We start from the raw sequence: 12,495 nt of genomic DNA on the forward strand, positions 1-12,495 counted from the left end.
CGTGGGATTGAAGCAATGACGCTTTGTCGGAACGCGGCACTTTCCGCTCGATACAATTCTTTTTTTTTAAACTGAGCTTTGAACTCACAAAGTAAGTTTTTTCTTTCTTCTTTTCTACACCCCACACCCCACACCCTACACCCTTTTCTTTGTAATCCCTGTGTACAAAATTCACTCCGCTTCCCCAATGAGAGTAAAAGCTGCCCAATCAACGGGATTCGGACTTTTTTTCATCGTCGTCAGCATTGCCTGTCGCAGTGCTTGCGCCTTATCCTTGCTCTTTTGAAGATTTTGATAAAACTCCGTCATTAACTGTGCTGTAGGCGCATCTGGAACCGACCAGAGCGATACTAAGACACTGGGTACACCAGCACTAATTAAGGAACGCGATAAACCAATTACCCCATCCCCAGTTAAGCGTCCACGTCCAGTGTCGCAAGCGCTTAAAACGACTAATTCGGCATTTAGCTTCAGGTCGAGGATTTCCGAGGCAGTTAATAAACCGTCACTTTTATCAGATGGTGCGAGGGCAATACTGCTATTTAATCCTTGGATATCATCAAATATGCCGTGGGTTGCTAAATGAATAAATCGCGCTTGGGGTAAACGTTGGAGTACTGCGATTTTTGTTGCTTGGTTGCCGATGAGGGGTTGGGTTTTTAGGAGGGATGCGATCGCATTTGCTTCTTTTTCCGCACCGGGTAAAGGTTGTAACTGTTGCGGAGTATCGCCGATTTTTGGTGCGACAAAAGGCATCGTCGGATTACCCACAATTAATATTCCCCCCTTCTCCCCCCTTCTCCCCCTCTCCCTTTGCCGACGGGTTAAATCTAAAACCTGAATTGATGGGGATGTGAGAATAGTGTGTTTTTCAATCAGGTATTTACCGTTTGCGTCTTGTAGTGCGGGGAAGGGAACGAGGAATAAACTACTTTGGGGAATGAAGATAACTCTGTCGCTGGGGTTTTTGGGCAATAAGTCAGCGATGGGGTTGATTAATAATTCATGTAAACGTTTCAGCTTGTTTGTTGCTTTGGGTGCATCGGGGTTGTAAACTACATTGATGCCGCGAAAAGCCGCACCTCTTGCACCGATAGAGTTACGACTGGTGGTAACGAAGTCGTTTAAAGTTGTATTTTCTTTTTGCCACAGGGGTTTCAGGTCAGTTTTGCGGAATGTGACTTCACCTGTGGGTTTAATTACCCAAATATAGAGTTCTGATTCCTTTGCTTCTTGTTTACTCTGAATCTTGAAGCCATCATTAATAATCGAATATTCAACGAAAGTCGCATTTTGCTCTTTAGCGGTTTGTTGCAGTAGCGATAGTGTCGGTTTAGCAACAGTAGGTTCTGGGGTTTGACCTGTAGTTTTGCTCTCCAAGCGTGAAGTTAATAACTCTACAAATGCCCTACTACGTCCACGTTCAGAAATTTCTAAAGCTAATGAAGTTTTATTCTGAGCAATTAGGACTTCTTGCAGTATGTGGTAAGTACGAGCTTGTTGTTCAAAAATTGAAACTTTGTAGCTATCATTATTACCCAATAATTCCCTGAGAGATTCCCATGTTTCAATGCCAGTGCGGAGAATTTTTTCAGCTTCTGCAAGATTACCAGATTTATAGAGAGCTAATCCTAAATTATTTAGGCTTATTCCTTCTCCATTGAGGTCTTTAATTTTTCTTGCTATAGCTAAACTCTGTTGCTGGTATTCAATGGCTTTAACATAGTTTCCTAAAGATTGGTAAGCATTTCCCAAATTTGCAAGAGATCGACCCTCACCATTACGGTCTTTAATTTCGCGTGCTATAGCTAAACTCTGTTGCTGGTATTCAATGGCTTTAACATAGTTTCCCAAAGAATCGTAAGCATTTCCCAAATTTCCAAAAGCTGTACTCTCTCCTAAACGGTCTTTAATTTCTCGTGCGATCGCTAAACTTGAGGAGTGGTATTCAATGGCTTTAACATAGTTTCCTAAAGAAAAGTAAGCAACTCCCAAATTTGCAAGAGCTGCACCCTCCATATAACGGTTTTTAATTTCTCGTGCTATAGCTAAACTCTGTTGTTGGTATTCAATGGCTTTAATATAGTTTCCCAAAGAAAAGTAAGCAGCTCCCAAATTTACAAGAGATGCACCCTCACCTTGACGGTCTTTAATTTCGCGTGCGATAGCTAAACTCTGTTGTTGGTAATCAATGGCTTTAACATAGTTTCCTAAAGAATCGTAAGCATTTCCCAAATTTCCAAGAGATTGACCCTCACTATAACGGTCTTTAATTTCGCGTGCGATAGCTAAACTCTGTTGTTGGTAATCAATGGCTTTAACATAGTTTCCCAAAGATTTGTAAGCAATTCCCAAACTTCTTAGAGCATTACCCTCCCCATTACGGTCTTTAATTTCGCGTGCGATAGCTAAACTCTGTTGTTGGTAATCAATGGCTTTAACATAGTTTCCTAAAGATTTGTAAGCAATTCCCAAACTTCTTAGAGCATTACCCTCTCCTTGACGGTCTTTAATTTCTCGATAGATAATTAATGCTTGTTCCCAAGATTTTAATGCAGCTTCAAATTGACTTGTTTGATACTGCTCATAACCTTGCTGCAACAGTCTATCTGCTTCGGCTTTGCGGGGATTACTTTGATTTTGAGCTAACTGTAGATATTCCTGAGCAATTTTCTCCAAATCCTGATTATTGATTTCCTTGGCAATGACTAAACCTTGATTTAAAGAAGCGATCCCGCGAACTTTATCTTCCAATCCAATGTAAGCAACACCTTGAAGCATTAAAGTACGTGCCTCACCATTACGGTCCTTGATTTCACGATAGATAATTAGCGCTTTTTGGCAAGATTTTAATGCAGCTTCAAATTGACTTGTTTTAGCCTGCTCAATACCTTGCTTCAACAGTCTATCTGCTTCAGCTTTCCGTGCATCTGTTGTTTGTGCTAACACTTGCGATGCTGTAAAAACCATCGACAAATTAGTAACAGAAGAAGTCGAGAAAACAACCAACAGACAAACAAACGCACTCAATCCAAATTTGCGGAAACGCATAGTTAAAACTCCATTAGATTATAGTTAATCAGCATCAAAGCAGCCGATAAAAAAACAGTTCGTTCCAAGTACATGATTTATTAATAAAATAAATCATGTAGAAAACTGGAGGAAAATTGTGGCTTTCGATAACGTTTGTAAAATATTAGCTGAAAAATATCCTGTTGAATTTGCTCGTTGGCTGTTACCAGTAGAACCACAAAAAATCAAAGTCTTAAAAACTGAATTAAGCATAGAACCAATTCGGGCAGATTCGGTTACATTTTTGCAAACAGAAAATCGGATTTTACATATCGAATTTCAAACCCTAACAAAATCTCATCCTCCAATTCCCTTCCGCATGTTGGATTATTCTGTCAGACTCAAGCGGCAATATGACGTTCCTGTAACGCAAGTAGTCATTTTCTTACAACAAACAGACGACGAAATTGCCTTCACCGAAGAGTATGTAGACGAAACTACAATCCATCGCTATCGAGTCATCCGAATGTGGGAGCAAGATTCAGCGCTATTTCTCAATAATGAAGCATTACTTGCATTGGCACCATTAACACAAACAACCTCACCGCAAGCGTTGTTATTCCAGGTTGCCCAAAGGGTTGCTACAATTTCAGATAGAGATACAAAGCAGAATATTGCCGGATATACAGAGATATTAGCAGGTTTGCGGTTTGAGAAAAACCTGATTCGTCGATTATTAAGTGAGGACATTATGCAAGAGTCAGTCATTTATCAAGATATATTACAGAAGGGCAACAAACAAGGTGAAGAACGGGTGATTATACTTCAGCTTAATGGAAGATTCAACCCAATAGATGAATCATTGATTGAACGAGTGCGGGGATTATCTACTGAACAGTTAGAAAATTTAGCACAAGCATTGTTAGATTTTACAGAAGTTGCTGATTTAGAAAAGTGGTTGAATCAGCAAGAAAATAATTAGGAGATATTAAAACTGTTTAGTCGGAGTTATAGCGTTTCCTAGTCTGCTGAGGTACAAATTTATCTGCGTTCATCAGCGTTTATCTATCTTCATCTGCGGTTAATTCAATGTGGAAATCGCTATAAGCGTAAGGTACAGCGATTACCTCACCCCGATAAAGCTGCGCTTTATCTCCCCTCTCCTTACCAAGGAGAGGGGTTGGGGGTGAGGTTTTGAGTACCGCTATATACCCCTTCCCCCATCTCCTTTATCGCTTTTGTTTCACCGCTTTCACTGCTGCATCCGCATTTACCAAACCATTCCCGAAAAAGTACTGTTTATCCTTCGCTAAATCTGACTTCGCACCCTTTGAACGGTATGATTTAGCATCTTCATCAGAAATATTCAACCCTTCGTAACTCGCTGTAGATTTAAGAATACTAACCAAACCTTCTCGATTTAACTTGGAATTTTCCCCTTTCATCAAAGCAACTACCCCCGCTACAGCCGGTGAAGCAAAGGAAGTCCCCTGCACCCACCAATATTTACCTCTAGGGTCAACCACAGAAGACCAGCGCGAGGTAGGATTTGATACACCCTGCCAAAAGGCATCTCGCCAAGTGCCGCCTGTAGTGGGGATTCCACCCACCATTCCCGGTGTATTTAAATCGCCTCCGGGTGCAACTAAATCTAATCCTTTACCGTAGTTGCTGTAAGGCGCACGATCGCCCATAATATTGATTGCACCCACTGCAACCACTCCTGGATAAGCAGCAGGAAACGCTACTTGCTTAGAGTTTTCATTGCCAGCAGCAGCCACAATTACTAACTTCGGATGTGCTTTGAGAACGGATGCGATCGCTTCTTCTTCTCCCTCACTTGGTAAACTTGAACCCAAGCTGAGATTAATCACATCAGCACCCCGATCTGCCGCATAACCTATAGCTTCGATATAAGCAGAGGTAACTATACTACCATCTAACCCGAACACCCGCACAGGTAAAATTTGAGCATTAGGAGCCACACCTACGACTCCTTGACCATTTTCCGGTTTAGCAGCAATTACCCCACTCACCCAAGTACCGTGAAATTCTCCACCTATTTTATGACGAATATAGCCACGTAAAGCATTAGCGATTTCTTCGAGTGAGTAATCTGGATTTTTTTTCTTGATTTTGATCGCATATGTGGAATATTGCTCGACTAATTTCGCGTCAGATAGTTGGAAAGTATCCTGAAATTTTGAACCCAAAATCGCCAGTTCCAAGGTCGAAATCCGAGTATCTGCATCACCATTTTCGCATGGATTGGCGCTATCACCACCAGCGGAAAAATCCCAACCGTGAACTTCTCCCGGACATTTATCAGCAGCTTTCACAGTATACAAACTATTCGCCAAATCGGGATGCTCCCATTCAATTAAGCTATCTATAACTGCCACAACTACACCGCGTCCGCCGTTGCTACGTTTCCAGGCATCTGTTACTCTGATATCTGTGCGGGATGGAGTCGATTTTGTCGCTTTTGCTTGTTGCAGGCAGCTTTGTAATGTTTCTAAATTAAATACTGATTGTTGCAGACATTGTTTTAGTGGTATGCTATTTAATTGCCACGCCAATCCTAATAAGTTGGATTTCGGCGAAATGCTTCTGGTGGATTGAGTCGCCATATTGCCTTGAGTGAAGTTGGCAAATGGTTGGGAGTTTTTCAAACTTGCTTGTTTGGCAGTTGTTTGGAGATTTTGGTGAGTAACAGTTTGAATGAAATTGGGTGCAGCAGAAGTTACACCTTTCACTTGATTTAACTGGTTAGAAATGCTGAGAATTTTGGTGCCGTCAGCAGATGTGGATTTGACGATATAGCGATCGCGATTAAAGCGCAACGGACGCACCATCGCTAAATTATTTTGCTGCAAAATCGTTTGTCTCTGGCTCTCGTCAAGTTGCGGCTCAAAGCTGATAATAATTTCGTTGGGTAAAACGATAACTTCTTGACGTTCGCTGCGACTCAGTACTGGTAAAGTAGTTTGGACGTAAGGTTGCTGTTGGATTTGAGAAACAAAAGCATTGCCCACATCTCGAACTCCCGATGGTAGACTAACTAAAGCATAATTTGCACCCAAAGGACTGACCTTTGGTGGAGTAGTTCCACGAGTACCACCTTGTAAAGCTTGCTGGAGTTGCAGGTAAAGCGGTTGAGCTGTGCGATCGCGTGTCCCACCAACTTTTTTAAAGGCAACAGCGATCGCATCCGGTCGTTGATTTAAGGGAATGCGTTGTCCTTTATACAGGTAAAATAAATCGCTATTTTCTTGAGTTTGAGCGATCGCGCTCGTGTTTGTTACTAGGGGGACGCTGCTTAATGACCAAATACCAGCAGCTAATAAAATGGAGAAGATACGTTTCATGATGTTGACTCCAATAGTTTTCTAGTTGAATTTACGTAAGAATTGTAGATTTTGACCTCTCTCCAAACCTCTCCCCTACAAGGCTACGGTGTATACACAAGTCCAACTACCCCCCTTAATCCCCCCTTGGAAAGGGGGGAAACAAGAGATTCTTGTCCCCTCCCCTTTACAAGGGGAGGGTTAGGGTGGGGTAATTCGAGGACTGGTAGTGATTCGATAACTTGTGTGTACACCGTAGCTTCCCTGCGAGGGAAGGGGGTTGGGGGGTTAGGTCACTCCGATTCTCCAATCAGGGTGAAAGCTGCCCAATCTCTAGGACTGGGGTGGGTTTTCATCGTCGTTAACATCGCTTGACGCAAGGCTTGTGCTTTATCCATGCGGCGTTGTTGCAGATTGGTGTAAAATTGAGACATTAACTCTGCGGTGGGGGAATCGGGAACTGACCATAGAGACACCAAGACGCTGGGAACTCCCGCAGAGATGAGCGATCGCGATAAACCAATTACCCCATCCCCGGTAATTTTTCCCCTACCAGTGTCGCAAGCGCTGAGGACGACTAACTCAGCTTGCAGTTTCAGATCCAGGATTTCTTCAGCTGTAAGTAAACCGTTGATTTCCCCTGGTTTTGGGGAAAATGATGCATCGGGAGCAAGAGCGATCGCACTCCCCAATCCTCGGTTATCATCGAATATGCCATGTGTCGCTAGATGAATGATTCTTGCAGAAGGCATTTTTTGGACAACAGATGCTTTTGTACCCTGAGAACCTATAATTGGTTTGGTGTTGAGTAGGGATGCGATCGCTCTTGCTTCTTTTTCTGCACCTGGTAATGATGCTAACTGCTCCGGTTTCTCTCCTGGCTCCGGTGGTACACTAGGCATCGTCGGATTACCTACAATTAATATTCCCCCCTTCTCCTTGTCCCCCCCTCTCCCCCTCTCCCTTTGCTGGTGGGTTAAATCTAATACTTGAATCGATGGTGCAGTGAGGATAGTGTGTTTTTCAATCAGGTATTTACCGTTTGCGTCTTGTAGTGCGGGGAAGGGAACGAGGAATAATGCATCTTGAGGAATGAAGATAACTCTGTCGCTAGGGTTTTTGGGTAATAAGTCAGCGATCGGGTTGATTAATAATTCGTGTAAACGCTTTAATTGGTTTTTTGGTTTAGCTGCATTAGGATTTTCGCTAACTACAATACCACCTGCTCTAACACCAATAGAATCACGGCTGATACTAACGAGTTTTGCTAAATTTGTATTTTCTTTTTGCCACAGGGGTTTCAGGTCGATTTTGCGGAATGTAACTTCACCTGTGGGTTTGATGACCCAAATATAAAGTTCTGATTCCTTAGCTTCTTGTTTACCCTGAATCTTGAAGTCATTATAAACAATCGAATACTCAACAAATGTTGCATTTTGCTCTTTAGCGATTTGTTGCAGCAGCGATAGTGTCGGTTTAGCAACAGTAGGTTCTGGGGTTTGACCTGTAGTTTTGCTCTCCAAGCGTGAAGTTAATAACTCTACAAACGCTCTACTACGTCCCCGCTCAGAAATTTCTAGAGCCAATGAAGGTTTATTCTGAGCAATCAGGACTTCTTGCAGTATGCGGTAAATATTAGCTTGTTGTTCAAAAATTGAAACTTTGTAGCTATCATTATTACCCAATAATTCTCTGAGAGATTCATATCTCTCAATGCCAGTGCGGAGAATTTTTTCAGCTTCTGCAAGCTTGCCAGATTTATAGAGAGCTAATCCTAAATTATTTAGGCTTTGCCCTTCTCCATTGAGGTCTTTAATTTCGCGTGCTATGGCTAATGTCTGTTCCAGGTAATCAATGGCTTTAGCGTAGTTTCCTAAAGAAAAGTAAGCATTTCCCAAATTTCCTAAAGATTGACTCTCTCCTAAACGGTCTTTAATTTCCCGTTTAATAGCTAAACTCTGTTCGTAGTATTCAATGGCTTTAGCATAGTTTCCCAAAGCACGGTAAGCAATTCCCAAATTTCCTAGAGCTTTACCCTCACCATTACGGTCTTTAATTTCCCGTGCGATCGCTAAATACTGTTCGTAGTATTCAATGGCTTTAACATAGTTTCCTAAAAAATTGTAAGCAAGTCCCAAATTTCCTAGAGATTCACCCTCACCATTACGGTCTTTAATTTTCCGTGCTATAGCTAAACTCTGTTCTTGGTATTCAATGGCTTTAACATAGTTTCCCAAAAGAAAGTAAGCATTTCCCAAATTTCCTAGAGATGCACCCTCCCCTAAACGGTCTTTAATTTGCCGTGCTATAGCTAAACCCTGTTGGTAGTATTCAATGGCTTTAACATAGTTTCCCAAAGATTTGTAAGCAACTCCCAAATTTCCTAGAGCATTACCCTCACCATTACGGTCTTTAATTTCCCGTGCGATGGCTAAACTCTGTTGCTGGTAATCAATGGCTTTAACATAGTTTCCTAAAAAAAAGTAAGCATTTCCCAAATTTCCAAGAGCTGCACCCTCACCTTTACGGTCTTTAATTTCGCGTAATATAGCTAATGTCTGTTCCAAGTAATCAATGGCTTTAACGTAATTTCCCAAAGAAGAGTAAGCATTTCCCAAATTTCCTAGAGATTGACCCTCACCTTGACGGTCTTTAATTTCTCGATAAATAATTAATGCTTGTTCCCAAGATTTGAATGCAGCTTCAAATTGGCTTGTTTTATACTGCTCAATACCTTGCTGCAACAGTCTATCTGCTTCGGTTTTCCGTGCATCTGGTGTTTGCGCTACTACCGCAGATTCCCCAAATGTTAACGGATTTAGCCAAACAGACTGTAAACCGGTAAGTAGCAAAGTGCTAAATACTATCAGTAAAAATTTATTGATTCGCATATTCGTTGCCATAACTATAACTATTTTCCATATATTTCTGACGACTAAGAGCTTATGCAAAAAACGCCGCAGTGTACACACAAGTATGACCAGCATAGGTTTCAACTCTTCTAGTAGTTTCGTAGTAGCGCGTTTTAGCGAGATATCCTGCATTCGGTGTAGATTGGGTTTGGTTACGTCAACCCAACCCACACTTTTTTTGCTACATATTATACCAAGTCATGATAATTAGTTATGATTCCCAAAGTCACTGCACCCCACCCCTTAATCCCCTCCCCGCTTGCGGGGAGGGGAGACAAAGCATAGCTTTGGCGGGGTGGGGTTCTGCGGAGAAGCGTAAGTAATCTACCGGTGATATTAGTCTAGACACCCCAGTATGGTGCGTTATCGACAAGCCGAATTCAATAAACGGCTTCCCGAATTCAATAAACGGACTCCCGAATTCAATAAACGGACGCCCGAATTCAATAAACGGACGCCCGAATTCAATAAACGGACTCCCGAATTCAATAAACGGACTCCCGAATTCAATAAACGGCTTCCCGAATTCAATAAACGGCTTCCCGAATTCAATAAACGGCTTCCCGAATTCAATAATTTAGCTTTGGGGTGCATCCCAGTTTTTATTATTCGATGAAAAATAAAAATTAATATGTCATTGCGTTCACGTTGACGGAAGATTGTTAGATTTTGCATTAGTATCATGTCCGGTTGATTACTTAATGCGGTGTGCAACTTTCTCTCAAACCTAACCCCCAACCCCTTCCCTACGAGGGAAGGGGAGCAAGAGTCCCTCTCCGCGTCGGAGAGGGACAGCTTTGAACACAGTTCAAAGCAGGGAGAGGTTTCCCGAAATCGTGAAAGGGCAATGTTAAAGCGCACCAATCAGGGTAAAACCCGCCCAATCAAAAGGATTTGGATACTTTTTCATCGTTGTTAACATCGCTTGACGCAAGGCATAAGCTTTATCCGGCTTTTTACTTAGATTCTCATAAAACGTAGTCATGAGCAACACAATTTTTTCATCCCACGGACTCCACAAAGTACCAACCACGCTAGGCACCCCTGCGGCAAAGAAAGACCGAGATAATCCAATCACACCATCCCCCGTAATTCTCCCTAAAGCTGTATCATCACTACTTAAAACAACTAGCTCTGCATTCAAATTCAAATTCATCACTTCTTCCGATTTCAGCCAACCATCATCTTGACTCGACGGTGCAAAAGCCAGTTGACCAGGGATATTCATTCCCTCAAACTCAAGACAACCCTGTGTTGCAAAGTGAATAATTCTGGCTTGAGACATTCGCTGCTTAACTGTGGTTTCCGTTGCTACATCACCCGTGAACGCTTGAGTATTGAAAAGACGAGCAATTTCCTTTGCTTCTTTTTCCGCACCCGGTAGCGAAGGTAGTTGCTGCGGCTTTTCTCCAGGTTTCGCCGATACGCTAGGCATAGTAGGATTACCGACTATCAAAATATCCTTGGCTACCCCTTTAATTTGCTGCTGTCGTTGATAAAGTAAATCCAGCACTTGAATCGAAGGAGCGGTAGAAATGGTATGCTTTTCAATTAGGTATTTACCATTTGCATCGGGTAACGCCACGAAGGGAACAAGAAACAGCGAACCTTGAGGGATAAAAACTATTTTATCATCCGGTTGAGTCGGTAAAGTGTCTGCAATGGGTTGAATTAACAGTTGATGTAATTTCTGTAATTTTTCTTTTGAGTTAGACTTTCCTGTTGGTTTTACCTTAATCATGCCTTTAACATTTCCACCCCTAGCACCAATCGACTGACGACTCTGGGAAATTAAATCAGTCAAAGATGTCTTTTCTTTCTGCCACAGTGCTTTTAAGTCAACGCTGCGAAATGTAATTTCACCTGTCGGTTTAATCACCCAAATATACAATTCTGATTCCTTAGCTTCCCGTTTCCCCTCAACATTAAACTCATCCGTTATAATTGAATATTCTACAAGTGTGACATTTTGTTGTTTCGCAACTTGTTTAATCTTATCAATCGATAAAGGAACGGATAAATCATCTTTTGTCGATAAGCGCTTTGCCAATAAATCCACCAATGCACGGGTACGTCCTCGTTCAGAAATTACGAGCGCTGCTTCCGTTGGATTCTGAGCGATGAGGTTTTTTTGTAATTGCTGGGAAGTTTGCGCTAATACTTTATTTGCCTTAAATAAATTTAAAGGCATTGAGATAGTAGCCACAATCATAAAAGTCAAAGCAACCGTCGTAGAGACGTTCCACCGGAACGTCTGGACATAGTGTAAAAGGTTCATTTTTGAATTAATTTTTGTGGTAGTTTGTGCCGTTTTTCTACGAAGATGCATATAATCAGCCTGCGAAGGCAGGCTTTGTTCGTGTAGCCCCAGGCTTCCAGCCTGAGGGCTGTTTTCGGAAGAGTCACAAACCCGACTTATCAAATAAGTCGGGTTTCTATCTAACATTTAGCCCTCTTGTATCTTCTGAATAACGGTATCTGTTTTTTGCGCTAAGTCCTGCTTTCCTTCTTTTTTAAACAGCGTGGATGCTTTGCGTAAATCAGCGAGCGCACTCGGTTTATCTTTCAAAAAATAGCTGGTTAAACCCCGAAAATAATAGGCATAAGCTATATCAGGAGTAATTTCTATAGCTTTGTCAAAATCTGTCTTCGCTACTTGATATTGATCTAATGAATAATTGGCTATTCCTCTACCAAAGTAAGCATAAGCATTGTTAGGTTCAATTTTCAATACTTGGTTAAAAACTTCAATTGCTCCTTTATAATCGTCCTTCTCAATCCGCTTAAATCCTTGTTCTAAGTAGGTATTAGCATCGTTTGTAGTCTCCTTCTCTGAGTTGGGAACTTGCGCTATTACTTGCGATGTGGATACTTGTTGAGCGTTAAATAAGCTTTTTGCATCAGCTTTAGGGCTAATGACGATTGTTCCTAATGCTAAGATTGCTACGGCTAGTTTTAGACCTTTCATTGTTCCGTCTCCTAAAATTTATTTGCTTGCTTACGTATATATATTTCTGAGGGGGTAGGAGGTTATGCAAAAATTCGGCAAGAATTATTTTTTTTGTTAGAGGATATTTGTAAAGTCTCAATTCATACCAGCCCTGGCGAATATAAGTCGCGGCTATACAAGCAAAACCCGCCTACGCGCGTTTAAAAACGCTGATTTTTCATTAGTCCGCGTAGGCGGACTTTGTTTGTGTAGCCGCGATTTTAATCGTCGGGGC

6 protein-coding genes are annotated in these 12,495 nt (G+C 41.8%); 1 reads left to right on the forward strand and 5 read right to left on the reverse strand.

The features are described 5' to 3' along the window. Positions 1-171: 171 nt before the first annotated feature. Positions 172-3,051, reverse strand: a complete 2,880-nt coding sequence (locus TOL9009_RS0104575) for a CHAT domain-containing protein (protein WP_029631491.1) — start codon at positions 3,049-3,051, stop codon at positions 172-174. A 118-nt stretch (positions 3,052-3,169) separates the two neighbouring features. Here TOL9009_RS0104575 and TOL9009_RS0104580 point away from each other — a divergent pair, with 118 nt between their 5' ends. Next, the gene (locus tag TOL9009_RS0104580; RefSeq protein ID WP_029631492.1) at positions 3,170-3,994 is read left to right on the forward strand and encodes a DUF4351 domain-containing protein; all 825 of its coding nucleotides are present in this window, start codon (positions 3,170-3,172) and stop codon (positions 3,992-3,994) included. 247 nt (positions 3,995-4,241) lie between these two features. Here the strand turns inward: TOL9009_RS0104580 and TOL9009_RS0104585 are convergent, their stop codons facing one another. From TOL9009_RS0104585 to TOL9009_RS0104605, 4 genes are all read right to left on the reverse strand, one after another. Beyond that, positions 4,242-6,380 carry a S8 family serine peptidase gene (locus TOL9009_RS0104585; protein WP_029631493.1) on the reverse strand — a complete coding sequence of 713 codons (2,139 nt, stop codon included), beginning with the start codon at positions 6,378-6,380 and terminating at the stop codon, positions 4,242-4,244. 272 nt (positions 6,381-6,652) lie between these two features. Next, entirely contained in the window at positions 6,653-9,250 is a 2,598-nt protein-coding gene (locus tag TOL9009_RS0104590) for a tetratricopeptide repeat protein (protein WP_029631494.1), read from the reverse strand. A gap of 871 nt (positions 9,251-10,121) precedes the next feature. Next, positions 10,122-11,549 (reverse strand): CHAT domain-containing protein, encoded by a 1,428-nt coding sequence (locus TOL9009_RS0104600; RefSeq protein WP_051502803.1) that lies wholly within the window; start codon positions 11,547-11,549, stop codon positions 10,122-10,124. A gap of 168 nt (positions 11,550-11,717) precedes the next feature. Continuing rightward, positions 11,718-12,239 (reverse strand): tetratricopeptide repeat protein, encoded by a 522-nt coding sequence (locus TOL9009_RS0104605; protein ID WP_029631497.1) that lies wholly within the window; start codon positions 12,237-12,239, stop codon positions 11,718-11,720. Positions 12,240-12,495 lie beyond the last annotated feature (256 nt).

Origin of the sequence: [Scytonema hofmanni] UTEX 2349 (assembly GCF_000582685.1) — a bacterium.
GTDB classification, from domain to species: Bacteria; Cyanobacteriota; Cyanobacteriia; order Cyanobacteriales; family Nostocaceae; genus Hassallia; species Hassallia hofmanni.

What these genes read in the sequence shown, in the direction of transcription:
- TOL9009_RS0104600 (WP_051502803.1), bottom strand. Translation starts at nt 11,549, where the DNA reads ATGAACCTTTTACACTATGTCCAGACGTTCCGGTGGAACGTCTCTACG.
- TOL9009_RS0104590 (WP_029631494.1), bottom strand. Translation starts at nt 9,250, where the DNA reads ATGCGAATCAATAAATTTTTACTGATAGTATTTAGCACTTTGCTACTT.
- TOL9009_RS0104605 (WP_029631497.1), bottom strand. Translation starts at nt 12,239, where the DNA reads ATGAAAGGTCTAAAACTAGCCGTAGCAATCTTAGCATTAGGAACAATC.
- TOL9009_RS0104575 (WP_029631491.1), bottom strand. Translation starts at nt 3,051, where the DNA reads ATGCGTTTCCGCAAATTTGGATTGAGTGCGTTTGTTTGTCTGTTGGTT.
- TOL9009_RS0104585 (WP_029631493.1), bottom strand. Translation starts at nt 6,380, where the DNA reads ATGAAACGTATCTTCTCCATTTTATTAGCTGCTGGTATTTGGTCATTA.